22 protein-coding genes and 1 riboswitch are annotated in these 26,305 nt (G+C 59.9%); of the genes, 14 read left to right on the top strand and 8 right to left on the bottom strand.

Translation table 11 applies throughout. The annotated features are described in order from the left end of the window. Positions 1 to 39 precede the first annotated feature (39 nt). The 4 genes from ACF0H7_RS28960 to ACF0H7_RS28945 are packed head-to-tail and all read right to left on the bottom strand — an operon-like array spanning position 40 to position 3,421. The gene (locus ACF0H7_RS28960) at positions 40 to 1,002 is read right to left on the bottom strand and encodes a metal ABC transporter ATPase (protein ID WP_397450220.1); all 963 of its coding nucleotides are present in this window, start codon (positions 1,000 to 1,002) and stop codon (positions 40 to 42) included. A gap of 37 nt (positions 1,003 to 1,039) precedes the next feature. Continuing rightward, complete coding sequence (locus ACF0H7_RS28955; protein ID WP_397450219.1) at positions 1,040 to 1,852, bottom strand: aldo/keto reductase; 813 nt, start codon at positions 1,850 to 1,852, stop codon at positions 1,040 to 1,042. Beyond that, positions 1,849 to 3,039: an NAD(P)/FAD-dependent oxidoreductase gene (locus tag ACF0H7_RS28950; protein WP_397450218.1), complete on the bottom strand. Its 1,191-nt coding sequence runs from the start codon at positions 3,037 to 3,039 to the stop codon at positions 1,849 to 1,851. Before ACF0H7_RS28950 ends, ACF0H7_RS28955 begins: the two co-directional genes overlap by 4 nt. A 49-nt stretch (positions 3,040 to 3,088) precedes the next feature. Then, a complete protein-coding gene (locus ACF0H7_RS28945; RefSeq protein WP_397450217.1) occupies positions 3,089 to 3,421 on the bottom strand; it encodes a DMT family transporter in 333 nt (110 codons plus the stop codon). A gap of 93 nt (positions 3,422 to 3,514) precedes the next feature. Here ACF0H7_RS28945 and ACF0H7_RS28940 point away from each other — a divergent pair, with 93 nt between their 5' ends. Beyond that, entirely contained in the window at positions 3,515 to 4,399 is an 885-nt protein-coding gene (locus ACF0H7_RS28940) for a LysR family transcriptional regulator (protein WP_397450216.1), read from the top strand. 14 nt (positions 4,400 to 4,413) lie between these two features. Then, on the top strand, positions 4,414 to 5,691 hold the full coding sequence (gene waaA / locus ACF0H7_RS28935) for a lipid IV(A) 3-deoxy-D-manno-octulosonic acid transferase (protein WP_397450215.1): 1,278 nt from the start codon (positions 4,414 to 4,416) through the stop codon (positions 5,689 to 5,691). Between the two features lie 90 nt (positions 5,692 to 5,781). On the opposite strand, the gene ACF0H7_RS28930 is transcribed toward waaA, so the two are convergent. Further along, positions 5,782 to 7,221, bottom strand: coding sequence for a TolC family outer membrane protein (locus tag ACF0H7_RS28930; protein WP_397450214.1), 1,440 nt, complete (start codon positions 7,219 to 7,221; stop codon positions 5,782 to 5,784). Positions 7,222 to 7,439: 218 nt separating this feature from the next. Continuing rightward, a riboswitch (TPP riboswitch) is annotated at positions 7,440 to 7,544 on the top strand. A 157-nt stretch (positions 7,545 to 7,701) separates the two neighbouring features. Between ACF0H7_RS28930 and thiC the strand changes: the two genes are divergently transcribed. Together thiC and cytX are read left to right on the top strand one after the other, a co-directional pair. Beyond that, a complete protein-coding gene (gene thiC / locus ACF0H7_RS28925; RefSeq protein ID WP_397450213.1) occupies positions 7,702 to 9,591 on the top strand; it encodes a phosphomethylpyrimidine synthase ThiC in 1,890 nt (629 codons plus the stop codon). A gap of 146 nt (positions 9,592 to 9,737) precedes the next feature. Then, positions 9,738 to 11,030, top strand: coding sequence for a putative hydroxymethylpyrimidine transporter CytX (gene cytX, locus ACF0H7_RS28920; RefSeq protein ID WP_397450212.1), 1,293 nt, complete (start codon positions 9,738 to 9,740; stop codon positions 11,028 to 11,030). Here the strand turns inward: cytX and ACF0H7_RS28915 are convergent. Beyond that, the gene (locus ACF0H7_RS28915; RefSeq protein WP_397450211.1) at positions 10,999 to 11,745 is read right to left on the bottom strand and encodes an RsiV family protein; all 747 of its coding nucleotides are present in this window, start codon (positions 11,743 to 11,745) and stop codon (positions 10,999 to 11,001) included. The two genes, cytX and ACF0H7_RS28915, sit on opposite strands and share 32 nt — an antisense overlap. 208 nt (positions 11,746 to 11,953) lie before the next feature. Between ACF0H7_RS28915 and ACF0H7_RS28910 the strand changes: the two genes are divergently transcribed. The 9 genes from ACF0H7_RS28910 (at position 11,954) to ACF0H7_RS28870 (ending at position 21,316) form a co-directional block, all read left to right on the top strand. Continuing rightward, complete coding sequence (locus tag ACF0H7_RS28910) at positions 11,954 to 12,571, top strand: NUDIX domain-containing protein (RefSeq protein WP_397450210.1); 618 nt, start codon at positions 11,954 to 11,956, stop codon at positions 12,569 to 12,571. After that, on the top strand, positions 12,562 to 13,014 hold the full coding sequence (locus ACF0H7_RS28905) for a DUF1249 domain-containing protein (protein ID WP_397450209.1): 453 nt from the start codon (positions 12,562 to 12,564) through the stop codon (positions 13,012 to 13,014). Before ACF0H7_RS28910 ends, ACF0H7_RS28905 begins: the two co-directional genes overlap by 10 nt. Positions 13,015 to 13,135: 121 nt before the next feature. Next, positions 13,136 to 13,951 carry a 3',5'-cyclic-AMP phosphodiesterase gene (cpdA, locus tag ACF0H7_RS28900; protein ID WP_397450208.1) on the top strand — a complete coding sequence of 272 codons (816 nt, stop codon included), beginning with the start codon at positions 13,136 to 13,138 and terminating at the stop codon, positions 13,949 to 13,951. Between the two features lie 107 nt (positions 13,952 to 14,058). Continuing rightward, the gene (locus ACF0H7_RS28895; protein ID WP_397450207.1) at positions 14,059 to 14,679 is read left to right on the top strand and encodes a YqiA/YcfP family alpha/beta fold hydrolase; all 621 of its coding nucleotides are present in this window, start codon (positions 14,059 to 14,061) and stop codon (positions 14,677 to 14,679) included. 60 nt (positions 14,680 to 14,739) lie between these two features. Further along, positions 14,740 to 16,644 carry a DNA topoisomerase IV subunit B gene (parE, locus tag ACF0H7_RS28890; RefSeq protein WP_397450206.1) on the top strand — a complete coding sequence of 635 codons (1,905 nt, stop codon included), beginning with the start codon at positions 14,740 to 14,742 and terminating at the stop codon, positions 16,642 to 16,644. Beyond that, a complete protein-coding gene (locus ACF0H7_RS28885) occupies positions 16,644 to 17,636 on the top strand; it encodes an esterase-like activity of phytase family protein (protein ID WP_397450205.1) in 993 nt (330 codons plus the stop codon). Before parE ends, ACF0H7_RS28885 begins: the two co-directional genes overlap by 1 nt. Then, on the top strand, positions 17,633 to 18,154 hold the full coding sequence (locus ACF0H7_RS28880) for a TIGR02281 family clan AA aspartic protease (RefSeq protein WP_397450204.1): 522 nt from the start codon (positions 17,633 to 17,635) through the stop codon (positions 18,152 to 18,154). Before ACF0H7_RS28885 ends, ACF0H7_RS28880 begins: the two co-directional genes overlap by 4 nt. A gap of 10 nt (positions 18,155 to 18,164) precedes the next feature. Then, a complete protein-coding gene (parC, locus tag ACF0H7_RS28875; RefSeq protein ID WP_397450203.1) occupies positions 18,165 to 20,420 on the top strand; it encodes a DNA topoisomerase IV subunit A in 2,256 nt (751 codons plus the stop codon). A gap of 182 nt (positions 20,421 to 20,602) precedes the next feature. Further along, complete coding sequence (locus tag ACF0H7_RS28870; RefSeq protein ID WP_397450202.1) at positions 20,603 to 21,316, top strand: membrane integrity-associated transporter subunit PqiC; 714 nt, start codon at positions 20,603 to 20,605, stop codon at positions 21,314 to 21,316. A 147-nt stretch (positions 21,317 to 21,463) separates the two neighbouring features. Here ACF0H7_RS28870 and ACF0H7_RS28865 read toward each other — a convergent pair whose 3' ends face one another. Beyond that, the gene (locus tag ACF0H7_RS28865) at positions 21,464 to 23,017 is read right to left on the bottom strand and encodes a histidine kinase (RefSeq protein ID WP_397450201.1); all 1,554 of its coding nucleotides are present in this window, start codon (positions 23,015 to 23,017) and stop codon (positions 21,464 to 21,466) included. 129 nt (positions 23,018 to 23,146) lie between these two features. On the opposite strand from ACF0H7_RS28865, the gene serB reads away from it, so the two are divergent. Continuing rightward, positions 23,147 to 24,361: a phosphoserine phosphatase SerB gene (gene serB, locus ACF0H7_RS28860; protein WP_397450200.1), complete on the top strand. Its 1,215-nt coding sequence runs from the start codon at positions 23,147 to 23,149 to the stop codon at positions 24,359 to 24,361. A gap of 127 nt (positions 24,362 to 24,488) precedes the next feature. Here serB and ACF0H7_RS28855 read toward each other — a convergent pair whose 3' ends face one another. Further along, positions 24,489 to 26,273, bottom strand: a complete 1,785-nt coding sequence (locus ACF0H7_RS28855; RefSeq protein WP_397450199.1) for a molecular chaperone — start codon at positions 26,271 to 26,273, stop codon at positions 24,489 to 24,491. Positions 26,274 to 26,305 lie beyond the last annotated feature (32 nt).

Here is a 26,305-nt window from a genome sequence, read left to right as displayed (position 1 = left end):
GGATCGCAGCCTTCGGCAGCTCCTACAGAAGTCTTGTGATCATTTACTCAAACTACTGCGCGCCAGTTGCAGCAGTTGCCTGGCTTTTCCGGTCAGGCTCTTCAAACCCGTCTTCTTCGGCGGTGTGCTCAAGCCTTGCTGGCTGAGCCAATCCTTCCAGCGAATCCGCTCATCCTTCACCACCCAGCCTTGCTGCGGGGCAAAGCTTTCCGCCAGGTACAGGCCGCGCGTGCCGGCTGGCTGTAGCTTGTCGCGCTTGAGGGTGTACAACTCAGGAATCGGTAGACCGTTTTCCAATGGCATCAAATACAGATCCGGGCGACTGCGGTTCAGGCGGGCGACCAGTTGATCGTTTTCCAGGCTTTCATCGACGTGAAACAGGCTCAGGGGTCTTGCTTCTCTGGGGACTTCCAGGCGCATGTCGTAGATCAGTTGCAGAGAGGCTGTGGGCAAATGCACATACGCGCGCGGGCGTTCCATCAAGGTCATGTTGCCACAACGCACGGGCCGCGCCGCGCCAGACAGCGGGCTCAGGCGAAAGGGCATTGCTTCGCGGTAATGCAGGGCCGCCGCGTAAGGCGCGGGTAGCCAGGTATCATTGAAGCGCCCGCTGAGCCAGCCTTGCGGGGTTTCGATCAGGCATTCCTCGGCGACTTCCTGAATCGCCGTGTGTAACGGCAGGTTCAGCTCGTGGGCGGGCACGTAGCCGGAAATCAGTTTCAGCACCACATCGCCACGGTCCTGGCGACGCTGCCGAACGAGCACCCAGTAATCACGATTCTGCCAATTCAAGGTCAACCGCACTGACACCCCGAGGTTGGCCAGCTCTACTGAAAAGCGTTCGGTATCCGGAACTTCGATCTTGCGTCGACGTTGCAGAGTCTGGGCAAAATTCAACGGTTTACCGACGCTCTGGTAGCTCAAACCTTCATGCGTAGCCTCGACCGCTAAGGGCAAGGTCTTGAAGTTGCTGGGATTTTTACGAATCAACGTTCGCGGCATGTCGGCTCCTTCCTGAGGTGGGCGGCCGCCGTCGACATCACAGCTGACGGCGTATCACAGCGGCGGCGGTTGCCACGTTATGGGCCAGGTGCAACGGATTAATCGTTCCGACAATAGCACTGGCGACACCCGGGTGCTCAAACAGCAGCTGGAAGCTGGCTTGAACGGGATCGACTCCAGGGCTCAGGCAGACATGACCACTGGCCAGCGCCTTCTTCACCAGAATGGCTTTGCCATGGCTGGCGGCGTAGTCCAGAACCGGCTTTTCGCCTTGTTCGTTGAGATTGTAGGTGACCATCGCACAATCACCTTCGCGCAGGGCTAATAAACCTCCCTCGACGGTTTTTCCGGAAAATCCATAGCCGCGAATCTTGCCCTGCTGCTTGAGTTCCGCCAGCGCCTGATACACCTCGCAATCGTTGAGCACCGACAGATCGTTGCCGTCGGAATGCACTAACACCAGATCGATGAAGTCGGTTTCCAGGCGCTGGAGGCTGCGTTCCACCGACATCCGCGTGTGCTTGGCGCTGAAGTCGTGGCGCGACTGGCCTGCATCGAATTCTTCGCCGACTTTGCTGACGATCACCCAGTCTTGACGCTGGCCGCGCAGCAATGGACCCAGGCGCTCTTCACTAATGCCATACGCGGGGGCCGTGTCGATCAGGTTGATCCCCAGATCGCGGGCTTGCTTGAGCAGCATCCGCGCATCCTGGTCGTTGGGGATGGTAAAACCGTTGGGGTATTTGACCCCCTGATCGCGCCCCAGCTTGACCGTCCCCAACCCCAGCGGTGAAACACTGAGACCGGTACTGCCGAGGGGGCGGTGCAGATCGTGCAAGGTCTGGATCATGGCAACAGCTCATCCCAGGCCGGGATTGCCATCGGCGGTTTCGGCAGGCCGACCAGCTTTGGCTGTGGTGTCGGGTGCACGCCGTCGCGCGCGAGTTTTTCCAGGACGCGGTCGGCAAAGTCCGGGGCCAGCGCCAGTTTCGTGGGCCAGCCGACCATCAGGCTTTTCTTCGAAAACAGAAAGGCGTTGTCTGGACGAACCAGGCCAGCCTGCGCCGGCTCAGCACGATCAATGCGCAAAGTCGCCCACTGCGCCTGACTGAAATCGACCCACGGCAACAGGCTGCCCATTTCCTTTTTGGCCGCGGCAATTTGTGCCTCTGGGTCGCGCGCAACGCCGTCGGCCTCGGAGATATCACCTCCCAGGTACCAGACCCACTGACCATCGGCTGCCGGATGAGTGGTCACGGTGACCCGAGGCTTCGGTCCGCCGCCCAGGCAATGGGCGAACAGCGGTTTCAGGGTCGGACCTTTGACCATTACCATGTGTAACGGACGGCGCTGCATGGTCGGGTGTTCGACCTTCATTAACTTGAGTAATGCAGCATTGCCGGCGCCGGCGCTGAGCACCACGCGCTGGGCATGGATTTCCCGACCGTCGACCCGCAGGCCGGTCAGCTCTTCAGGCTCGTGTTTGTCGGCGGCATACAACGGCTCGATGTCATGACCGGCAAGCAAGCTGTCGCCCGAGAGTTCGACCAGACGCTTGATCAGGCTCGGTGTATCGATCACCAGCTCGGCCAGGCGATAGACCTTGCCTTTGAAGGCCGGGTTTTGCAGCGCCGGGGGCAGGTCGCTGCCGGTCACTTGATCGACACGACCGCGCACTGCCTTGCTGGCGAAGAAGCTGGTGAGGTTGCCGGCGATGGTGCCGGGCGACCACAGATAGTGGGCTTCAGACAGCAGGTTGACGCCCGAGAGGTCCAACTCGCCCTTGCCCGCGATGGCCTCGCGCCAGCGGCGTGGCATGTCGGCGATGGCTTCCGAGGCGCCGCTCAGGGCACCGTGCAGCGCGTACTTGGCGCCGCCGTGGATGATGCCCTGCGACTTTGTGCTTTGCCCGCCGCCAAGGCTGGCGCTTTCCACCAATACAGTCGAAAACCCTTGGCGGCGCAGGCGCGCATTCAGCCAAAGGCCGGCAACGCCGGCGCCGACGATCAGAACGTCAGTGGAAATAGCAGATGACATGAGCGACCTCAGTGGCAGACGAATGCCGCCATTATAGGGGATCGCGTTTTCAATGCCCGGCGGTTTTCGAGAACAGTTGAATCACCACCACCCCGACCACGATCAAACCCATACCGAGCATGGCCGGCACGTCGAGTTTCTGCCCATAAATAAATAATGCGGCGATGCTGACCATGACAATCCCCATGCCGGCCCAGACCGCATACGCCACGCCCACCGGGATACTGCGCACCACCAGCGTCAGCATCCAGAAGGCAATGCCATATCCGACAATCACCAGCAGCAAAGGCAATGGCGTGCTCAGGCCTTTGACGGCTTTCATCGAAACGGTGGCGATCACTTCAGCGCAGATGGCAATGGCCAGATAATAGTAGGCAGTCATGGTTCAGCTCCTTTTCAATAGTTGTGCATTCTAGAGATCGCACAGATGGGGTAAAGTCATTACCTATCTCAATGGCAGATAGGTTGGTGTGCGGTGCAGTGGAATCTCGAGCAGATCCGGTTATTCGTCAGCGTCGCGGAACAACGCTCTTTTTCGGCCGTGGCGCGGGACATGAAGCGCGCGCAGTCAGCGGTCAGCAGCGCCATTGCCATGTTGGAAGCTGATCTCGGTGTCAGCCTGTTTGAGCGCAGCAGCGGCCGCCAGCCACGCTTGACCGAAGCCGGCGGCGCGCTGTTGGAAGAGGCGCGGGAGCTGTTGCGCCAATGCGAGCGGCTGGACGGGCGGGCGTTGGCGCTGATGCGCGGCCAAGAGGCTTCGCTGCGGTTGGCCCACGACGAAGCCATGCCCTATCAACCGGTATTGGACAGCCTCGAAGCGCTGGCCGAGCGCTATCCCAGTGTCGAAGTGCAACTGGCCAGCGGCGCCCAAGGGGATGTGGCGCGCAAGCTGATCGAGCGGCGCGCGGATTTGGGTTTGCTGTTCAACCACGAGCAAATGCCCGAAGCACTGGAGCGTCGGGTGCTGGGCAGCGTCGAAATGGTCACGGTCTGTGCGGTGGGGCATCCTCTGGTCAACGAATCGCGGGTCAGTCGTCAGCATCTGGGGCGTCATCGGCAACTGCTGATCACGCCGCAGCAAAGCGGCTATCCCGGCGGCGAGCAGATCAGTGCGCAAATCTGGCGCGCCGACAGCTTCTACGTGATGGCCGAATTGTTGATGCGCGGACTCGGTTGGGCCTGGCTACCACGGCATGTGGTGCAATACCCGGCGTATCAGAACCTGATGGTCGAGTTGGCCAGCGACTGGACCCCGCCGGCGTTGGTGGTGGAGATGGTCTGGCGGCGAGACGAGCCGCTCGGTCCGGCGGCGCGTTGGTTGGCCGAGTGCTTTGCCCGTCATTTGCAGGCGATTGGCTGATAGACTTCGCCGCCATGAATAGACTTTTTTATACCTTGCTGTTTCATCTCGGCTTGCCAGTGGTTGCCGTGCGTCTGTGGCTGCGAGCGCGTAAGGCGCCGGCCTATGCAAAGCGAATTGGCGAGCGCTTCGCCTTCGGTCTGCCGACGATGCAACGCGGCGGGATCTGGGTGCACGCGGTGTCCGTGGGCGAAAGCATCGCCGCCGCGCCGATGATCCGTGCCTTGCTCGAACGTTATCCACAGCTGCCGATTACCGTGACCTGCATGACGCCCACCGGCTCGGAGCGAATCAAAGCGTTGTTCGGCAACGAGCCTAGGATTCAGCACTGCTACCTGCCTTATGACTTGCCATGGGCGGCGGGGCGTTTTCTCGATCACATCCAGCCACGGCTTGTGGTGATCATGGAAACCGAACTGTGGCCTAACCATATTCACCAATGCGCAACACGCGGAATCCCGGTGGTGTTGGCCAACGCGCGGCTGTCAGAGCGTTCGGCCAGGGGCTACGGACGTTTCGCTAAACTCACGCGGCCGATGCTGGCCGAGATGAGCGGCTTCGCAGTACAGACCGAGGCCGAGGCGCAGCGCTTCCGCGCTCTGGGCGCGCGTGCGGAATGTGTCGAGGTCACCGGGTCGATCAAATTTGACCTGAGCATCGACCCGCAATTACTGGCGCGTGCGTCGGCGCTACGCGAGCAATGGCAGACCACCCAGCGTCCGATCTGGATCGCCGCCAGCACCCACGCCGGTGAAGACGAAACGGTGTTGGCTGCCCATCGTCAATTGCTGGCCAGCCACCCCGACGCCTTGCTGATTCTGGTGCCGCGTCATCCGGAGCGCTTTAACAGCGTGCATGATCTGTGTGTGCAGCAAGGGTTCGAGACGGTGCGTCGCTCCAGTGGTCAGTCGGTCACCGCGAGCACTTCAGTGCTGGTGGGCGACACCATGGGCGAGTTGCTTTTTCTGTATGCGCTGGCAGATTGCGCGTTTGTGGGTGGCAGTCTGGTACCTAACGGTGGGCATAACCTGTTGGAGCCTGCGGCGCTGGCCAAACCGGTGTTAAGCGGCCCGCACCTGTTCAACTTCCTGGAAATCGCAGCGCTGCTGCGTTACGCCGGAGCGTTGGAAGAGGTGACCGATGCCGCGGGGTTGGGCAAGGCGGTGCAGCGGTTATTCGATGAGCCGGCCATCGCGCGCAACATGGCGGCGGCGGGGTTGGAGGTGATGCGCGCCAATCAGGGCGCGTTGCAGCGGTTGCTGGAAATGCTAAAGAAGGTAGGGAGCCTGTAGGAGCGGGCGTGCCCGCGATGGCATCATATCTGACACACCGCGTCAGACGGATCGCGGGCAAGCCCGCTCCTACAAAAACTGCGGGCTGGATCAATACTCCGAAGGCTTGTCGAAATTCTTCTGCGCTTCTTTGGCCAGGTCCGGCGGCAGGAAGTCTTTGTCGGGGTTGTAATCGGCCTTCAAATAACGCGACAGAGCCTGCAAGTCACCCGGATTCAAGGTCCCCGCGGCCTGCTTCAGACGCAAGTTGTCGAGGATGTAGTCATAACGCGTGTTGTTGTAATCTCGCACCGAACTGTACAACTGACGCTGTGCATCGAGTACATCGACGATGTTGCGCGTACCCACCTGATAGCCGATTTCCGTCGCTTCCAACGCACTCTGGTTGGAAATGATCGACTGCTTGCGCGCTTGAACCTGTTCGACATCGGTATTCACCGCGCGATGCAGGTTGCGCGTGTTTTCTACCACCTGACGACGCAGGCTTTCACGCTGCTGTTCACTCTGGTTCAGGCGCGAATAGGCTTCGCGCACTTGCGAGCTGGTCAAGCCACCGCTGTAGATCGGCACGTTCAACTCAAGGCCGATACTGCGCTGTGAAACGTCGCCGCTGTAATTTTGCCCGGTGAAATTCGGGTTGCTCAGGCCAAACGCATCGTTGTCGCCGCGCTTGTAGGAAGCCACCGCGTCGAGGGTCGGCGCGTGCCCGGCCTTGCGTTGTTTCAGGGTTTCTTCCGCAGCCGTGACCGAGTAATTACTGGCCAACAGGTTGAGGTTTTGTTGGGTGGCGGTGTCGACCCAGGCCTTGGCATCGTTAGGCGTTGGCGCAAGGACCGGCAGCGTGTGGACGATGCCTTCAATGGAGTTGTAATCGCGGTTGGTCAGGGTCACCAGCGCCTGAAACGCATCGTCCACCTGACGCTTGGCGACGATACGGTTGGCGCGCGCGGTGTCATAACTGGCCTGCGCTTGCAGTACGTCAGTCTTGTCCGAGAGCCCGACATCGAAGCGTTCGTTGGCCTGATCCAGCTGACGCTTGAACGCCGCCTCTTCGGCCTTGGTCGAGGCCAGATTGTCTTCGGAACGCAGCACGGTGAAATAATCCAGCGCGCTTTGCAGGATCAGATTCTGTTCGGTGGCCGACAGTTGCAGCATCGACTGCTCGTCGACAGCCTTGGCCGCCTGGAACTGGAACCAGCGATCGGCGCGGAAGATAGGCTGGGCCAGGGTGGCCTGGTAAATCGTGCCACTGCGCGTGAGGTCCGCTGAAGGGTGATCGATCTCGGTGCGCGTGGTTTGCACGTTGGCGCCGGCCGACAAGTTGGGCAGCAGACCGGCGCGGGCCTGGGGCACGATTTCTTTTTGCGCCTGGTAGTTGGCGCGTGCGGCGGCCAGGTCGGAGTTGTTGTTCACGGCCTCTTCGTAAACGTTGACCAGGCCAGTCTTGGTCGGCAAAGGCATATCAGCTGCCCAGACCATTCCATTGGAAGCACAAGACACGGCGAGCGCCAGTGAAAGTTTGCGCAGCATGAGGCGTTCCCTACAGTAAATAGTGCAGTTGTTATTGGGCGGCCAAGGCCAGGGAGCGTGATCGACAGCGTCAAGATCGGGCTTCCACGGGACGGGCACAGCTATCGCGTAGCGAGTGTAGTGCCGGGGTGGGTTCGCAACAATCCTGCATATCCGCCATTTATCGAGCAATATTCAACGATGTTGGCCTTTTGGCTCTCTGATGGACTAGACTGGCCGCGTTCTTGTCGGGGTGCCTTGCTATGAGGCTGAGATCGGTTAATCCGGATCCCGTTGAACCTGATCAGGTTAGCGCCTGCGTAGGGAACAAGATTTCTCGTCTCCCGGCGAGTCCTCTTGAGTTTCGTCCGGGGTCGATTGTTCAAAAAATGAACAACTCCTTCTCGTTTCGTTTCTCAGCACCGTCCATGGTGCGTCCGTGCCTTTCAGGTTTCGCTCCGACAATTAATCCGCCGCTGGATGATGTCTGGAGAGCCCGTGATGAGCATAAAAGCAAAAAACGCAGCAAACCTCAGTGACTCGGCCCAAGTCGATTCGGGATCGGTTCAACCCTTTACCCGGTCGCAAAAGATCTATGTTCAAGGCTCGCGCCCGGACATTCTGGTGCCGATGCGTCAAGTCAGCCTGGACGTGACGCCGACCGATTTTGGCGGCGAGATCAATGCCCCCGTTGTCGTCTACGACACCTCGGGTCCGTACACCGACCCCAACGTGATCATCGACGTGCGCAAAGGCCTCGCGGACGTCCGTTCGCCGTGGATCGACTCGCGTAACGATACCGAGCGCCTGGCAGGTCTGAGTTCGAACTTCGGTCAGCAGCGTTTGAGCGATGCTGAACTGACCGCACTGCGTTTCGCCCATGTGCGCAATCCGCGTCGGGCCAAGGCCGGTGCCAACGTCAGCCAGATGCACTACGCGCGTCAGGGCATCATCACTGCCGAGATGGAATACGTCGCCATCCGCGAAAACATGAAGCTGGAGGAAGCCCGTGCTGCGGGTCTACTGACCCAGCAACACGCCGGTCACAGTTTCGGCGCCAGCATCCCGAAAGAAATCACCGCTGAATTCGTCCGCGAAGAAATCGCCCGCGGTCGCGCGATCATTCCGGCCAACATCAACCACGTCGAGTTGGAGCCGATGATCATCGGCCGCAACTTCCTGGTGAAGATCAACGGCAACATCGGCAACAGTGCGCTGGGTTCTTCCATCGAAGAGGAAGTGGCCAAGCTGACCTGGGGCATTCGTTGGGGTTCGGACACGGTCATGGACCTGTCCACCGGCAAACACATCCACGAAACCCGCGAGTGGATCATCCGTAACTCGCCGGTTCCGATTGGCACCGTGCCGATTTATCAGGCGCTGGAAAAAGTCGGCGGCGCGGCCGAAGACCTGACCTGGGAATTGTTCCGCGACACGCTGATCGAGCAGGCCGAGCAGGGCGTCGATTACTTCACCATTCACGCTGGCGTGTTGCTGCGCTACGTGCCACTGACCGCCAAGCGAGTGACCGGGATCGTCAGCCGTGGCGGTTCGATCATGGCCAAGTGGTGCCTGGCGCATCACAAGGAAAACTTCCTCTACACCCATTTCGAAGACATCTGCGAAATCATGAAGGCCTACGACGTCAGCTTCTCGCTGGGCGACGGCCTGCGTCCGGGTTCGATTGCCGACGCCAACGATGCCGCGCAATTCGGTGAGCTGGAAACCCTCGGCGAACTGACCAAGATCGCCTGGAAGCACGACGTACAGACCATGATCGAAGGCCCGGGCCACGTGCCGATGCAGTTGATCAAGGAGAACATGGACAAGCAGCTGGAGTGCTGTGACGAAGCGCCGTTCTATACCCTCGGCCCGCTGACCACCGACATCGCACCGGGCTACGACCACATCACCTCGGGCATCGGTGCCGCGATGATCGGCTGGTTCGGTTGCGCCATGCTCTGCTATGTCACGCCTAAGGAACACCTGGGCCTGCCGAACAAAGATGACGTGAAGACCGGGATCATCACCTATAAAATCGCGGCGCACGCGGCGGACCTGGCCAAGGGGCACCCCGGCGCGCAGATTCGCGACAATGCACTGAGCAAGGCGCGCTTCGAGTTCCGTTGGGAAGACCAGTTCAACCTCGGCCTGGACCCGGACACCGCCCGTTCGTACCACGACGAAACCCTGCCGAAGGACTCGGCCAAGGTCGCGCACTTCTGCTCCATGTGCGGGCCGAAGTTCTGCTCGATGAAAATCACCCAGGAAGTCCGTGAGTACGCTGCTAACCAGCGTATCGAAGCGGTGGACGTGGCGGTGCAGGACGGTTTGCGTGAGCAGGCAGAGCGCTTCAAGCAAGAAGGCAGTCAGCTTTATAAAAAAATTTGACCTGACGTAGATCCTTTGTAGGAGCTGCCGAAGGCTGCGATAAGGTCCGAAGGACCTTCAATACACGACCGCTTCGCGGCCGATCGCAGCCTGCGGCAGCTCCTACAGGGGGCCGTGTACACCCCTTTTCCTCTGAGATAACACCCGTGAGCATTTCAACCAACACCTATTCCCCCGATGTCGCGGTGCCTGTGGGCAAACGCGTATTTGGCGGGCGTGATCTGTTTTCCCTGTGGTTCTCCCTCGGCATCGGCCTGATGGTGCTGCAAACCGGCGCCTTGCTCGCACCGGGGCTTGGCTTGTCCGGTTCGATGCTGGCGATTTTTTTCGGCACCCTGATTGGCGTTTTGCTATTGGCGGCCGCAGGTGTGATTGGCAGTGACACCGGCCTCTCGGCCATGGCCGCGCTGAAGCTTAGTCTTGGCACCCAAGGCGCATCGCTGCCAGCGGTGTTGAACCTGCTGCAACTGGTGGGTTGGGGCGCTTTCGAAATTATCGTCATGCGCGATGCCGCCAGCTTGCTGGGCGCTCGCGCGTTCGCCGAAGGCAGCCTGTGGGCGAGCCCGATGCTCTGGACCCTGGTGTTCGGCGCACTGGCCACCTTGCTCGCCGTCAGCGGACCGCTAACCTTCGTTCGGCGGATTCTGCGCAAGTGGGGTATCTGGTTGCTGCTGGCCGCCTGCGTGTGGCTGACCTGGAACCTGTTCAGCAAAACTGACTTGTCCGCACTGTGGGCGCGTGCCGGTGATGGCTCGATGCCGTTCGCCGTGGGCTTCGACATTGCGATTGCGATGCCGCTGTCGTGGCTGCCGCTGATCGCCGATTACTCACGCTTCGGCAAGCGCGCCGCCAGTGTCTTCGGTGGCACCGCGTTAGGCTTTTTCATCGGTAACTTCTGGCTGATGAGCCTGGGCGTTGCCTACACCCTGGCCTTTGCGCCAAGTGGCGAAATGAATGCCTTGTTGCTGGCATTGTCGGGGGCAGGTCTGGGTATTCCGCTGCTGCTGATTCTGATCGACGAATCGGAAAACGCCTTCGCCGACATTCACTCGGCAGCGGTTTCCAGCGGGATTCTGTTGCGCTTGAAGGTCGAGCATCTGGCGTTGGGCATCGGTGTGATCTGCACTTTGATCGCCTGCTTCGCGCCGCTGGCGCAGTACCAGAACTTCCTGTTGCTGATCGGCTCGGTGTTCGCGCCGTTGTTCGGTGTGGTGCTGGTCGACCACTTCATCCTGCGTCGTCGTCGCGCGCAAACCGCGACTGTCGGATTGCGCTGGATGACCCTGCTGGCCTGGTTCGGTGGGATTGCCGCCTATCAAGTGCTGGCTAACCTGTACCCGAATGTCGGCGCAACACTGCCGGCCCTGATCGTGGCCGGCGTGTTGCAACTGCTGCTGGGTCGGGTGTTCAACCGCGGCTCGGGAACAGTTCCGGCTTGAGGATGCCGTTGAGCTGAAGGTATGAAATCTTCAGCTCGACGTGGCCCATGGCGTAGGGCGCAATGGTTGTCACGTCATATTTCAGAATCACGCCGTCGTAAGTCAGCGCTACGTGCGGGGTCTTCTGGAAGTGCCAGGCCTTCACGAATTCCGGATCGCGCGCCACGCCGGTATTGATCATCCATTCCTTGTGCGCTTGCTGGGCGGTCAGCCAGAACGCGTCTTCCTCGCCCGGCAACAGCATGTCTTGCAGGGTCAACGCCTTGTGCTGCTCGCGCGAGTAGTTGATGAAGGCGCGCCCGGGCTCACCTTGTCCGTCGTTCTTTTCCAGATAGCTGGACAACTCGACGATCACCAGACCGTCATGCTGCTCCCGTACCTTGGCCTGCAGGTAGCTGTTGGTGCCATTGGGTGCGGTCCGCAGGAACAAATCTTCATAGGCTTTGAGCGAAACCGGCACTGATCCGCTTGCCGAATTCGGGGTCATTTGCAGCAGGGTTTTCTGCACCATGCTGTCGAGTATTGGCTCGTCGGGAAAGTGCACGGTATCCACGTTCACCAGCGGGCAATCTTTCTCGGCGCAACCCGGTTTTACCTGTTCGCTTGCGTCGCGTTGCACGTCGATGGGCTTCTGCAGATTGGGCTGGAACAGACTTTGGCAGGCGCCCAGCGCCAGCGCGAGGCAAGCCAGTGTTGTGATCCTGATGAGTGACATGGTGTTCCTTGGCAGTAACAGAAAAGGCGAATCAGAGTGCTTCGACTGCAAGCAATCCAATCAGTTCGCCACTAGGCTCATTAGAAATTGTTTGCGGGTCGATCGTCTACCCTGGTTGCCCCAATGGCAGGTTTAAGGGGGCTGCATCCTGCGATGGAGCGCGTTAGGATGGCGCGAAAGTCGAAGCAGGTTGTATAGCGAGAAATTTATGACCGATACGAACAAATCCGTCCCGTCGGCGGTTGAAATTACCGGGCGTGAGACCTGCTATAAGGGTTTTTACCAACTGGATCGCGTCACGCTGCGCCACGAGCTGTTCAATGGCGGCATGGGGCGGGAAATCAATCGCGAACTGTTTGTGCGTCATGACGCCGTGTGTGTCTTGCCATACGACGCCAAACGTGACGAAGTAGTGCTGATCGAGCAGTTTCGCGTGGGTGCGCTGGGTCGGGTCGATAATCCGTGGTTGATCGAACTGGTCGCCGGCTTGATCGACAAGGATGAACAACCGGAAGAGGTTGCCCACCGCGAAGCAGAAGAGGAAGCTGGGCTTACCTTCAGTGCGATGTTGCCGATCACCAAGTACTTTCCATCCCCAGGCGGCAGTTGTGAGTATGTTCACATCTACTTGGGGCATTGTGAGAGCGAGGGGGCAGGGGGCGTACACGGACTGGAGTCAGAAGGTGAGGATATTCGCGTATCGGTGTGGGCATTGGACGATGCCTTGCAAGCCATACGTGATGGACGAATTGCCAATGCCGCCACGATGATTGCGTTGCAATGGCTGGCATTGAACCGGGCTGAAGTCAGGGGGCTATGGTCGTGAATCTTTTGCGCGAGCGCTATCGTGTTGATCTTGTCGGGCTGCAGGCGGCCTGCGAGGCCAACTATGCGCGCTTGATGCGGCTGCTTCCCGATATGCGCAACGAACAGCGTTCGCGCCGGGTTGCCGTAACCCAGGGCGACCAGATGCTCGGCGTGTTGGCGGTCGAGGTGGTCCTCGATTGCCCTTACACCACCACCCTGCACGTTCGCCAGGAACACAGCCTGCCGTGGCTGCCGGTGCCGAAACTCGAAGTTCAGGTTTACCACGATGCGCGCATGGCCGAAGTCATCGGCGCCGAGCATGCCCGACGCTTTCGTAGCATCTACCCGTATCCCAATGCCGACATGCACCAACCCGATGAAAAGGCGCAATTGAACCTTTTTCTCGGCGAGTGGCTGAGCCATTGTCTCGCGTGCGGGCATGAGTTTGAGGTCGTGCGCTGATACGCGCGGTTCATTGCCGGACCAAACAACTGTGCAGAATGTGAAGCAGGTCTTGCTGGCGGGGTTACCGTTGGGGTTGCTTCATCGCATAATCGTGTCCAAATAGCTCAAGGAGACGGCATTGCCGAGCGCCCCTAGTTCCATCGCCGAATCTTCGGTCACCCTGGTCCAGTTATCCGACAGCCATCTGTTCGCCGAAGCGGACGGCAAGTTGTTGGGCATGAACACCCGTGAGAGCCTGAACAAGGTCATCGAGCGCGTTCTGGCCGAACAGCCGACGATTGATCTGGTGATCGCCAGCGGTGATTTGTCTCAGGACGGAACCGTCGAGTCGTATCAGGCATTTCGTGAGGCAAGTTCACGGATTGCGGCGCCGACGCGCTGGTTTCCCGGTAATCACGACGAATTGCCGCAAATGGCCGAAGCCGCGCAGCACAGTGATTTCCTCAATCCTGTCATCGACGTCGGTCAGTGGCGCATTACCTTGCTCGACTCGTCGGTGCCGGGTTCAGTGCCTGGCTATCTGGAGGATCAACAATTGCAGTTGCTGGCGCAGTCGTTGAGCGAGGCGCCGGAACGTCATCATTTAATCTGCCTGCACCATAATCCTGTGCCGATTGGTTGCGCCTGGATGGACCCGATAGGCTTGCGCAACCCCGATGCACTGTTTGCCGTGCTCGATCGCTTCCCGCAAGCGCGCGCGTTGCTCTGGGGGCATGTCCATCAGGAATACGATCAACAGCGCGGCGACTTGCGGTTGTTGGCATCACCATCGACCTGCATTCAATTCGCACCGGGCAGCGTTGACTTCAAAGTCGATACGAAGGCACCGGGCTACCGCTGGTTGCGGCTGCATGCCGACGGTCGCCTGGAAACCCGCGTTTCACGGGTCGAAGGCGTGGATTTCGAAGTGGATTACGGTGGCGAAGGTTATTGAGCGACATTTCCTGATTTGCACGGGAAGTTTCTGAAGGCGAGTCATCTGGCGGCAGTCCCTGTAAACTCCTCGTCTTTGCTTGCGATTACGGGTTTCCAGGAGCGGATATGACCGGCGAATTACCGACACTGCTGTATATCCACGGCTTGAACAGCTCGCCGCTGTCGAAAAAGGCCAACCAGTTGTCGGCGCTGATGGATACGATGGGGCTCGGCGCGCAGTTGCGGGTCCCGGCGCTGCATCACCATCCGCGCGAGGCCATCGCACAGCTCGAAGCCGCCATCGCCGAGCTGGGGCGTCCACTGCTGGTCGGCAGCTCCCTCGGGGGCTACTATGCGACTCACTTGGCTGAGCGCCACGGCCTCAGGGCAGTGTTGATCAACCCGGCGGTCAATCCGCATCGGCTGTTCGACGGCTATGTCGGTACTCAGCAGAATCTGTACAGTGGTGAAAGCTGGGAATTGACCCTCGACCACATTCAGGCCCTCGCCGAATTGGAAGTGCCCGCCCCGCAGGACCCCAAGCGTGTTCAAGTCTGGTTGCAGACCGGTGACGAAACCCTCGACTACCGCAGTGCCCAGACCTTTTACCGAGCCTGTGCCTTGCGCATTCAGGCCGGCGGCGATCATAGTTTTCAAGGCTTCACCGAGCAATTGCCGGCGTTGCTGAGTATTGCCGGCTTTGCGCCGGAGCTGTTGCAGGCCATTGATTTGTCAGTGTTGCGCTGACGCCTGTAATAAGCGGCACTAATAATCCGAACCTTCATGAACGACTGATGACGAGACCCCATGGCCAATCCCAGCGCTAGCTCTTATAACGCAGACGCCATCGAAGTCCTCTCGGGCCTCGACCCGGTCCGCAAACGCCCGGGCATGTACACCGACACCTCGCGGCCGAACCACCTCGCCCAGGAAGTCATCGACAACAGTGTCGACGAAGCCCTCGCGGGGCATGCGAAGTCGGTGCAGGTGATCCTGCATGCCGACAACTCGCTGGAAGTGTCCGACGACGGACGCGGCATGCCGGTGGACATTCACCCGGAAGAGGGTGTGTCGGGTGTCGAACTGATCCTCACCAAGCTGCACGCCGGCGGCAAATTCTCCAACAAGAACTACCAGTTCTCCGGTGGTCTCCACGGCGTGGGGATTTCCGTGGTGAACGCGCTCTCGAACCAGGTTCGGGTGCGGGTCAAGCGTGACGGCAACGAATATGAAATGACCTTCGCCGATGGCTACAAGGCCAGCGAACTGGCCGTGATTGGTACCGTCGGCAAGCGTAATACCGGGACCAGCGTGTACTTCGCCCCGGATCCGAAATATTTCGACTCACCCAAGTTCTCCGTCAGCCGCCTCAAGCACGTGCTCAAGGCCAAGGCTGTGCTGTGTCCGGGGCTGCTGGTCAGCTTCGAAGACAAGTCCACCGGCGAGAAAATCGAGTGGCATTACGAAGACGGTCTGCGCTCTTACCTGCAGGATTCGGTGACGGAATTCCTGCGCCTGCCGGACGAGCCATTCTGCGGCAGTTTTGCCGGTAATAAGGAAGCCATCGACTGGGCGCTGCTGTGGTTGCCCGAAGGCGGCGACAGCGTTCAGGAAAGTTACGTCAACCTGATCCCGACCGCGCAGGGCGGTACCCACGTCAACGGCCTGCGTCAGGGCCTGCTGGATGCGATGCGCGAGTTTTGCGAATTCCGCAACCTGCTGCCGCGTGGCGTCAAGCTGGCGCCGGAAGACATCTGGGAGCGTATCGCTTTCGTGCTGTCGATGAAGATGCAAGAGCCGCAATTCTCCGGCCAGACCAAAGAGCGCCTGTCGTCCCGTGAGGCGGCGGCCTTTGTTTCCGGCGTGGTCAAGGACGCGTTCAGCCTGTGGCTCAACACCCACTCCGAGCTGGGCATGGCTTTGGCCGAGCTGGCGATCAACAACGCCGGTCGTCGTCTCAAGGCCAGCAAGAAGGTCGAACGCAAGCGCATTACCGCCGGTCCTGCGTTGCCGGGCAAGTTGGCGGATTGCGCCGGGCAAGACCCGATGCGTGCCGAGCTGTTCCTGGTGGAAGGTGATTCCGCAGGTGGCTCGGCCAAGCAGGCGCGCGATAAGGAGTTTCAGGCGATCCTGCCTTTGCGCGGCAAGATTCTCAACACCTGGGAAGTCGATGGCGGCGAAGTGCTTGCCAGCCAGGAAGTGCACAACATTGCCGTGGCCATCGGTGTCGATCCTGGCGCGGCGGATATCAGCCAATTGCGCTACGGCAAAATTTGCATCCTCGCCGACGCCGACTCCGACGGTCTGCACATTGCGACCCTGTTGTGCGCGTTGTTCGTCCAGCACTTCCGTCCGCTGGTAGACGCGGGCCACGTTTACGTCGCCATGCCGCCGCTGTATCGCATCGACCTCGGCAAAGAGATTTTCTACGCCCTCGACGAAGCTGAGCGCGATGGCATCCTCGACCGTCTGGTGGCCGAAAAGAAACGCGGCAAGCCGCAGGTCACCCGATTCAAAGGTCTGGGTGAAATGAACCCGCCGCAGCTGCGCGAAACCACCATGGACCCGAATACCCGGCGTCTGGTCCAGCTGACGCTGGATGACTACGCTGCCACCTCGGAAATGATGGATATGTTGCTGGCGAAAAAACGCGCTGGCGACCGCAAGAGCTGGCTCGAATCCAAAGGCAACCTGGCCGAGGTGCTGGCTTGATGCGAGCGTGGCTCGCTGCATTGCTGTTGATCGCGCTGCCGGGTTTTTTCGGTGGCGCGCTTGCCGAGCCAGCGCCCGAACTGAAAATGCTCTCCGAGCATGCCGTCGATGACATGGTCGGCGGCAATCTGTCAGGGCTGGCGATGTGCAATGGCGAGTTGTGGACGGTCTCGGACCGCGATGACGGCTTGATCTATAAACTCGATACCTCGGCGTCGGTGTGGAAGGCTGAAGCGGTCACGATCAAGGCGCCGTCGGCACCCAACAGCGGTTTGTCTTTCCGGTTGCGTTCAATGGCCAAGGCGTCGTTGCTGGCGCGTGGCGGTGAGCTGGATTTCGAAGGCATCACCTGTGACGCCGCCGGTAATCGTTATCTGGTCAGTGAAGGCTATGCAGCGGTGCTGAAAGTGCCGGTTTCTGGGGCACCGACCTGGCTGAAGCTGCCCAAGGCGGTGGTCGAACAGGCTCAGGCCCAAGGCATGTTGCAGAAATTCAATGCAATCTTCGAGGGCATTGCCATCAACCCTGCGGGTGACCGCCTGTGGCTGGCCGCCGAGCGCGAAAAGCGCGGCTTGTTGGTGGTGGGGCGTGACCAGGATAAGTGGAGCTGCAAGGGCAGTTGCGTGATCTTCAGTGAAGACGGCACGCTAACCATGCCGGCGCAAATGGGCAGTCGTGAAGTGCCACGAGATTTTGCCGACCTGGCGCTCTATGAAGGCAAGCTGTTTACCCTGGAGCGTGCGGCGTACCAGATCTGCCGTCGCGATCTGGAAACCGCCAAGGTTGAGCGTTGCTGGTCGTTTGCCAACGACGCGCTGGTGCCGGAAAAGCTTTACTCGCAGGAGTTTGGCCTGGCTGAGGCGTTGGTGATCGACAAGGACGGCGCCTGGATTGGCGTCGACAATAATTTCGGCGCCCGCGCCGATGGCGAAAAACGCCCGATTGTCTGGCGTTTCGCCGCACCCAAGGATGGCTGGAGCGCTCAGCAGTGAGTCAACAACCCCCGGGAAAACGCGCGGGCCGGATATTGCTGATCATGGCCTGGTGTGCCGGGCTGTTTCTGGCCACGCGCTTTTTCGGGCAGTGGGAACAGAAGCAAGAAAACCCGAATATGGCCGTGGCTTCACAGCACGGTGACGGGTACATCGAAGTGCAGTTACTGAGCAACAATCAGGGGCACTTCGTGACCAGTGGCCAGATCAACGGCCAGACGGTGCAGTTTATGGTCGATACCGGTGCCACGGATGTTGCGATTCCTGCTGACGTAGCGGATTCGCTGAAACTCAAGCGCGGCATGCCACTGTCGGTCAACACCGCCAATGGTCGCGCCGAAGGCTTTCGCACCAGCCTGGACCGCCTGCAACTGGGCGACATCGTGCTGCGCGATGTGCGCGCGCTGGTGGTGCCGGGGATGGATGGCGATCAGATATTGCTTGGCATGAGCGCGATGAAACAACTCGAATTTACCCAGCGTGGCGGCACCATGTCGCTGCGCCAGACCACGAAATGATGAGGCTTGCATGAGCGACTCCCTTGACCTCAGTCTGGACGGCGTAGAACGTCGGTCACTGGCTGACTTCACCGAACAGGCCTACCTCAACTACTCCATGTACGTGATCATGGACCGTGCCCTGCCGCATATCGGCGACGGCCTGAAGCCTGTACAGCGGCGTATTGTCTACGCCATGAGCGAGTTGGGGCTCGATGCCGACTCCAAGCACAAGAAATCGGCGCGTACCGTCGGTGACGTACTCGGTAAGTTCCACCCTCACGGCGACTCGGCGTGCTACGAAGCCATGGTGTTGATGGCTCAGCCGTTCAGCTACCGCTACACGCTGGTGGACGGCCAGGGTAACTGGGGTGCGCCTGATGATCCGAAGTCCTTCGCCGCCATGCGTTACACCGAAGCGCGGCTGTCGCGTTACTCCGAAGTGCTGCTCAGCGAACTGGGCCAGGGCACCGCGGATTGGGTGCCGAACTTCGACGGTACGCTGGACGAGCCAGCGGTACTGCCAGCGCGTCTGCCAAACATCCTGCTCAACGGCACCACCGGGATCGCCGTGGGCATGGCCACTGATGTGCCGCCGCATAACTTGCGCGAAGTGGCGACGGCCTGCGTGCATTTGCTGGATGAGCCCAAGGCCACCATCGAAGAATTGTGCGAGCACATCAAAGGCCCGGACTATCCGACCGAAGCAGAAATCATCACCCCGCGTGCCGATCTGCTGAAAATGTACGAAACCGGCAAGGGCTCGGTACGCATGCGTGCCGTGTACCGCATTGAGGACGGCGATATCGTCGTCACCGCGCTGCCGCACCAAGTGTCCGGCGCCAAGGTGCTGGAACAGATCGCGGCGCAGATGCAGGCCAAAAAACTGCCAATGGTCGCCGACCTCCGCGACGAGTCGGACCACGAGCATCCTTGCCGCATCGTGATCATTGCGCGTTCCAATCGCGTTGACCTTGATGAGCTGATGCAGCATCTGTTTGCGACCACCGAGCTGGAGTCCAGCTACCGGGTCAACATCAACATCATTGGCCTCGACGGCAAGCCGCAGCTGAAAAACCTGAAAGCGCTGCTCAGCGAGTGGCTGGTGTTCCGCATCGGCACCGTGCGTCGTCGCTTGCAGTTCCGTCTGGACAAGGTCGAGCGTCGCCTGCACCTGTTGGACGGTTTGCTCACCGCTTATCTGAACCTGGATGAAGTCATTCATATCATCCGCACCGCCGAACACCCGAAAGCCGAGCTGATCGAACGCTTTGCGCTGTCGGAAATTCAGGCGGACTACATCCTCGACACCCGCCTGCGTCAGTTGGCCCGCCTCGAAGAGATGAAACTGCGCAGCGAGCAGGACGAATTGCGCAAGGAGCAAGCCAAGCTGCAATCCCTGTTGGGCAGCGAAACCAAACTGCGCAAGCTGGTTCGCAGTGAATTGATCGCCGATGCTGAAACCTACGGCGATGATCGTCGTTCGCCGATCGTTTCCCGTGCCGAGGCCAAGGCGTTGTCGGAAAACGAGCTGATGCCGACCGAACCGGTGACGGTTGTGCTGTCGGAAAAAGGCTGGGTACGTCACGCCAAAGGCCATGATATCGACGCCACCGGGCTTTCCTACAAAGCCGGAGACGGCTTCAAGACCTCGGCGGCGGGGCGCTCCAACCAGTTTGCGGTGTTTATCGACTCCACGGGTCGCAGTTATTCGCTGGCGGCCCACACCTTGCCATCGGCCCGCGGCCAGGGCGAGCCATTGACCGGCAAGCTGCAACCGCCACCGGGCGCGACCTTCGAGTGCGTGCTGCTGCCGGATGACGATGAGCTGTACGTCATCGCCTCCGATGCGGGCTACGGCTTTGTGGTCAAGGGCGAGGACTTGCAGGCCAAGAACAAGGCGGGCAAGGCATTGTTGAGCTTGCCAGCCGGGGCCAAGGTGATCCTGCCGCGTCCGGTGACCGATCGTGAGCAGAATTGGCTTGCCGCCGTGACCACCGAAGGCCGGTTGTTGATCTTCAAGGTCAGCGATCTGCCGCAACTGGGTAAAGGCAAGGGCAACAAGATCATCGGCATCCCCGGTGAGCGAGTGGCCAGTCGCGAAGAGTACGTCACTGACCTGGCGGTGATCCCGGAAGGTGCAACTCTGGTCCTGCAAGCAGGCAAGCGGACCCTGTCGCTGAAGCCCGATGACCTCGAACATTACAAAGGTGAGCGTGGCCGTCGCGGTAATAAGCTGCCACGGGGCTTCCAACGGGTTGATGCGTTGATTGTCGAAAACCCTTGATAGCTGCGGTTTAAAGCGCGCGGTCGTCGTTTTGCCACGAAGATCGACGCATAATCGCTGGAGTCATAGCCAATATTCACGGATGATATGGGGTCTTTCGCCATTTGCGTGGCGTAATGCCTTCATTTTTATGTGTGTATTTTCAATGTGACCCGCCTTATGGCGTTTACCTGGATGGGATGATGAATTTTTTACGCCTTCCTTCTGTATTGTTTTTGACCGGCGTACTAGGTCTTACAGGTTGCGCGGTTCAACAACCGACGGCCTTATATCAACTTGACGCTGGCGAACCCGGCCAACCGAAACAAAGTGCTGGACTGGCAGTTCTTCTGGGGCCGGTTTCAGTGGCGGACTACCTGCAACGCGAAACCCTGTTGCAGCGTCAGCCGGATGGCAGTCTGACGGCTTCGACCGACGGTCGTTGGGCCGGCAGCCTGTCTTCGGACATCGATCAATTGCTGTTGCGCCAAATGGCCTGGAAACTCGACAGCCAGCGCGTGGTGTTGGCACCGTCCACCGCTAACTTCACCCCGGACGTTCAGGTGGTGTTGTCGATCACCCGTCTGGATTCGGGTGTGAATCAGCCGGCTATCCTCGACGCGCAATGGCGCCTGCTGGATCGCAAGGGCCAGGTTCGTGATACCAAACTGGTTCACCTGGAACAGACTCACGTCGGCACCCCGGCAGCGCAGGTGAAAGCTCAGGGCTTGTTGTTGCAGCGTCTGGCTGATCAGATGAGCTTGGCAGTCAAGCCGCTGGCCAACCAGCCTGCGATTGCGGAAGAGCCGAAAAAGGCGGCAGCGCCGGCTCAGGTGCGTAATGCCAAGGAAGACGACAAGCCGAAGATGCCAATTGCCTCGCCGATCCGTACCGATATGGAAGTGTTCCGCTTCTGATGAAGTAGAAAACACCGGCCAATAAAAAACCGCAGCCCAGGCTGCGGTTTTTTTATGCCTTCAAATACGATCCACCTCTGTAGGATCCAACTTGTTGGCGAGGCGGTGGGCCTCTCGCGAACAAGTTCGCTCCTACAGTAGTTATCCCTAAACCTTACGCGCCTCGTGCATTCGCGCCAACTGGCGTTCGAGCATCGACGGGTAAGGTTCCATCAGCCGTTCTACGCAGCACGCGCCTTCGGGGCTGGCGATGGGGCGAATGCGGGCGCGTTGGCGGATCAGCGGGTCGTCGTTGATCTGGCGCTCCACCAGCAGCAAATTGCGGCTGTGTTGCGACAAGGCCAAGGCGTCTTGCGCGGTTTCTGTCAGCAGCAGGTCTATCTGGGTCATGCCGGACAAGCCTTCACCCAGCGTCAGACCCAACTGCAATTGCAGGGTAATGCCGCTGTCCGCGACCTCAATTTGCAAGGCGTGACTCAGCGCGCGTAGCAGTTCGCCACAGCAAATGGCGTTAGTCAGGTAGTCGTCACCGCTGTCCTGGCTGTGGAACAGCATCAACGTGCTGCCATCGTTCAGGGTGTGCAGTTCGCTCTCGTACAGCGACGCAGCCTGATCGAGGCAGTCGCGGTAGCGTTGCAACAAATCGGTCAGGCGCGCGCGCGGCAGGCGTCGCAGTTGGTCCTGGGCGCCGAGTTGCACAGCCAGCACGGCGGTGTGTTGCGGCTGCAACGGAACCACGGGCATAACCGGTGCGGGCGCGCGTTTCACGGCGACAGCTGGAGCCGAATGATCGCGAATATCAGCGAACGGGTCTTCCTCGTCGTCCTGATCTTCTTCGGCAACGATTCGACGCGGCGCAGGCGCAACGACGCGAGCCTTGGGTGTTTCATCAAAATCAGGGTCTTTCAGGTCGTTCGCGGCAAACATCGGTTCGACGTCATCGTCGTCCTCGATAAACGCTGTCGCGGGTTCCGGTTCGTGGTATTCCGGTTCCGGTACGGGCGCCGGCTCTGGCGCGAACGAATGGTGCAGCTGCCGCGCCAGGTCGCCGATTTCATCCTGGCGATCGGTGGCCGGCGTGTGTTCGTCGATATCGCGCAACCACACGCGCAGTTGCAGCAGCGGCGTGGAGATATTGCGGCCCAGACGCAGGCTTAGCGCGAGGGCCAACGCCAGCAGAATTCCACTGAGGATGCCCATGCTTTGCAGGCTGATGGTCATCGGTTGCTGGAACTGCGTCATGTCGAGGCTGATACGCAGATGCCCGGCCAGCACGTCCTGGAAGGTGATCTTGATTTCGTACAGGCCTTGCGCCTCGCCCAAGAGCCCGTTTTTCGGGCGCTGGCCGGCTTCGGCAAGAATGCGGTTGTCCACGCTATAGATAGCGGCGTGCGCGACCAGCGGGTTTTTCACCAGATTGCCGAGCAGCACGTTGAGGCTGAGGATGTCGTTGGACACCAGCAATTCGGTGGCGGACGTGGCGGTCTGGGTCGTCAGGGCCTGGCCTAGCGCATCGGCTTGTTCATGCATGGCCTGCTTGAACTGCAGGCCCATGACGCAGGCGTAGATGACCAGCGCCAAGGCGACCAGAATCACGTTATGGCTGGCAATTCGTAAGGCAAGCGGTACACGGCGATGGCGCAATGCCCGGAAGATCAGCACGAAAAAGTTATCGGTTTTAACGGGCGAGGGCCGGTTCACTGAGCACGGTTCTTTTGGCGAAGTTGCGCGCAGTATAGCGACCGGTCCTTGAGCGGCAAAGCGCTCGCTGTGCCCGATGGTCAGCGAAAGTGGTTAGAATGCGGTTTTTTTCCACTGCGGGGGTGCGCCTTGCGCGAAATTGTCCTGATAAACATCACTGGTGAAGACCGTCCGGGTCTCACTGCGGCCATCACTGGGGTCCTTGCTCAGGGTGGGGTGACCATTCTGGATATCGGTCAGGCGGTGATCCACGACACCTTGTCGTTCGGCATCCTGGTGGAAATTCCGGGGACCGAAGAGGCTTCCTCGGTGCTGAAAGACGTGCTGTTCACCGGTTACAAGCTGGATCAGCAGGTGCGCTTCACGGCAGTGTCCGAAGAAGATTATCAACACTGGGTCGACGGCCAGGGCAAGGCCCGGCATATCGTGACGTTGCTCACGCGTAAGGTCACGGCCGAGCAATTGCAGTGCGTCAGTTCGATCACGGCCAAGTACGGGCTGAATATCGACCGGATCGATCGTCTGTCCGGGCGCATGCCGCTGGATACGCCTGCGGACAAAGGCAAAGGCTGCATCGAATTCTCGGTGCGTGGCGAACCTGCGGATCCGAAGGCGATGCAGGCCGAGTTCCTCAGCGTGGCGCAGGCGCTGAATGTTGATATCGCATTCCAGCAGGACTCGCTGTTCCGCCGTAACCGTCGTTTGGCGGTGTTCGACATGGACTCGACACTGATCGAGGCCGAGGTTATCGACGAACTGGCCAAGGCTGCGGGGATTGGTGATCGGGTGTCGGAAATCACTGAGCGCGCGATGCGCGGTGAACTGGATTTTCGTGCCAGCTTCAAAGAGCGACTGGCGTTGCTCAAAGGCCTGGATGTCAACGTACTGGACGAAATCGGTGCGTCGCTGCGGCTGACCGAAGGTGCTGAGACCTTGTTCGCCGAGCTCAAGCGTCTGGGTTACAAGACCGCCATCCTGTCCGGCGGCTTCACTTACTTTGCCAAACAGCTGCAAGCCAAGTTGGGCATTGACTACGTGTTTGCCAACGAACTGGAAGTGGTCGATGGCAAGGTCACCGGCGTGGCCATCGAGCCGATTGTCGATGCGCAACGCAAGGCGGATTTGCTGCGTGAGCTGGCGCAAAAGGAAGGGCTGAGCCTGGAACAGACCATCGCGGTCGGCGACGGTGCCAATGACTTGCCAATGCTGGCGATTGCCGGTTTGGGTGTGGCGTTCCGTGCCAAGCCGCTGGTGAAACAGTCGGCGAAGCAGGCGATCTCTACATTGGGCCTGGACGGCGTGCTTTACCTGTTGGGCTTCCGTGATCGCGAAGGACGCGGCTGATCGATAAGATAATTGATTTGTAGGAGCCAACTTGGTGGCGAGCAGCTTGAGGCGGTGTGCCCTGTCACACCGCCTCGCGAACAAGTTCGCTCCTACACAGGTTTTGTGAGCGACACGGTCTGTCTGCTTAAAGCAACGTCCACAACGACTCAAACTCGCTGTCAGCGCCGGTTGACTCCGGCTGGCGTGGCGCGTCAAACGTCGTGTATTCGAACTGGTTGAAACTGCCCGTCCCGGTCCGGCGCTTGCCCAACCCGGCAGCGCGCTCTTCGCCGCTGGTGTTGATCTTGACCTTATGTCCTTCCTGAAACGGCAAGCGCGGCGCGAGCAAGGTCGCAGGCTGATCGATTGCGCGTACTTCCGGCAACAGCAGCCCGCGCAGGTAAGGCGTGTTCTGCTCGGTGCTACGTACCAGTTGCAAGCCGCACGGCTGTGCGTAGGGGGCAACCAGTTCGATACCCATTTGCGTACCGCCGCCGCGCACCTGGCGAACCCAGCGCACCACCGCGATGCTCCAACCTTGACCGGCACCGTCCTGAATACCGACCATTTCCCCGGACTGTAACTGGCTTGGCACCTCTTTGGGCCAGGCAAGACAATAGCCGCCCGGACTGTGATTGATCACGTTCAGGGCGTAGGTCGGGAACGACTGCCGGGAGTTGGGCGTTGAGTCGCCGGCGTCTTCGCCAGTTGGGTGATACTGAATCTCTTCGTACGGCAGGGTATCCACCGACGCCTCAGGTTCAGCATCGAAGGCGATGGTCCAGGCGTCGCTGGAAGAAGCCCCGGCTGCTTGTGCGCTGAATTGCGCAGCTTTAGTGACGGTAGGCAGTTTCAACAGTTCGCTGAACGAGCGCTCCCCACTCAGGTAATAGTGCAAGGCGCTCATCCCAATGCACAGCGTCAGCGTGCCCTTGCCGGATGTGCGCTGGAATGTCCGCTCCGCAACGTCGCCCCAGGCGGCCGCCAAGTGTTGCAGCAGGTCGGTGGTGAATCCGTGGGGGACCAGCAGTGGGACTTTGCTGCGTTTATCGGCAGGCGCGTTCAGGTAGTCCCTGATCACGGCGGCCAGCGGTAAAGGGTTAATGCCCAGAACGGTGGGCAACTGCTCCTCGGCAAACAGCGACTTGTAACGCGGCGGTGCATCGACAGCTTGCGCTATCGCAAACAGGCTGCTGGCTTCGGCGGGTGACTGCAGTTTGACCAGCGCGCTCCAGGGCTCAAGCATTTCGGCCAGGCGCCCGATGTTCAATTGGCGCATCTGATTGCAACGTGAGCAACCTAGCAGCACCGCCACCACGTACGTTTGTTCCGCGCTGAGGGTGCGTGTGTGATTGGCCAGCGGGTCAACCACATCCACGTTGTGCAGCTGGTTCTGACGCGCGATCAGGTAAATCTGGTGCAGCTCCAGCCACAGGCCTTCCGGCACCGGACAATACAACTGGCTGGCGCGAATCAGCGGGCCATTGAGGCAGTGCAGGGCGCGCTGCAACGCGGTGGTCAGCAGCATCGAGCGCTCTTTGCTGGCTCGCGGGGCGACTCGCACGATGATCTGCTTGTAACCGACTGCCAGATGATTCTGCAGCGCCTGGCAGAGGTTGGCGACTTTACGAGGGCGCTCATCGAGCACAATGGCCTGGCTGAGAAAATGCCGCTCGAGGTTTTTGCAGACGTAATACACCTCGGGCCGCAGCAGTTCGAGGAGCTGCAGGCGGTTTTCGCTGGGTGTCAGTAGCTGATTGAGTTCACCCAGGGCTTGATAAAGCAGGCGAGCAGTTTCACCGAGGTTAGCCTTGGGCAGCAAAGCGATCCAGCGTTTCAAGTCGCGGGGGGTAGTATCGCAGAACGACAGGCTCGACTGTGTAGGCGTGGGCGCACGCAACAACAGATGGAGGCTTGGATGACTACTCATTTGCCCGGAAAACTCCAATGACTCAGTGGCTC

Origin of the sequence: Pseudomonas sp. NA-150, from assembly GCF_044336365.1 — a bacterium.
Classification (GTDB): domain Bacteria; phylum Pseudomonadota; class Gammaproteobacteria; order Pseudomonadales; family Pseudomonadaceae; genus Aquipseudomonas.
Note: the sequence above shows the minus strand (reverse complement) of the source record. Positions and strands in the feature narration are given on the sequence as shown.

Coding starts and splice junctions, on each gene's coding strand:
- ACF0H7_RS28960 (WP_397450220.1), bottom strand. CDS start 1,002: ATGCCGCGAACGTTGATTCGTAAAAATCCCAGCAACTTCAAGACCTTG.
- ACF0H7_RS28955 (WP_397450219.1), bottom strand. CDS start 1,852: ATGATCCAGACCTTGCACGATCTGCACCGCCCCCTCGGCAGTACCGGT.
- ACF0H7_RS28950 (WP_397450218.1), bottom strand. CDS start 3,039: ATGTCATCTGCTATTTCCACTGACGTTCTGATCGTCGGCGCCGGCGTT.
- ACF0H7_RS28945 (WP_397450217.1), bottom strand. CDS start 3,421: ATGACTGCCTACTATTATCTGGCCATTGCCATCTGCGCTGAAGTGATC.
- waaA (WP_397450215.1), top strand. CDS start 4,414: ATGAATAGACTTTTTTATACCTTGCTGTTTCATCTCGGCTTGCCAGTG.
- ACF0H7_RS28930 (WP_397450214.1), bottom strand. CDS start 7,221: ATGCTGCGCAAACTTTCACTGGCGCTCGCCGTGTCTTGTGCTTCCAAT.
- thiC (WP_397450213.1), top strand. CDS start 7,702: ATGAGCATAAAAGCAAAAAACGCAGCAAACCTCAGTGACTCGGCCCAA.
- ACF0H7_RS28915 (WP_397450211.1), bottom strand. CDS start 11,745: ATGTCACTCATCAGGATCACAACACTGGCTTGCCTCGCGCTGGCGCTG.
- ACF0H7_RS28910 (WP_397450210.1), top strand. CDS start 11,954: ATGACCGATACGAACAAATCCGTCCCGTCGGCGGTTGAAATTACCGGG.
- ACF0H7_RS28905 (WP_397450209.1), top strand. CDS start 12,562: ATGGTCGTGAATCTTTTGCGCGAGCGCTATCGTGTTGATCTTGTCGGG.
- ACF0H7_RS28895 (WP_397450207.1), top strand. CDS start 14,059: ATGACCGGCGAATTACCGACACTGCTGTATATCCACGGCTTGAACAGC.
- parE (WP_397450206.1), top strand. CDS start 14,740: ATGGCCAATCCCAGCGCTAGCTCTTATAACGCAGACGCCATCGAAGTC.
- ACF0H7_RS28885 (WP_397450205.1), top strand. CDS start 16,644: ATGCGAGCGTGGCTCGCTGCATTGCTGTTGATCGCGCTGCCGGGTTTT.
- parC (WP_397450203.1), top strand. CDS start 18,165: ATGAGCGACTCCCTTGACCTCAGTCTGGACGGCGTAGAACGTCGGTCA.
- ACF0H7_RS28870 (WP_397450202.1), top strand. CDS start 20,603: ATGAATTTTTTACGCCTTCCTTCTGTATTGTTTTTGACCGGCGTACTA.
- ACF0H7_RS28855 (WP_397450199.1), bottom strand. CDS start 26,273: ATGAGTAGTCATCCAAGCCTCCATCTGTTGTTGCGTGCGCCCACGCCT.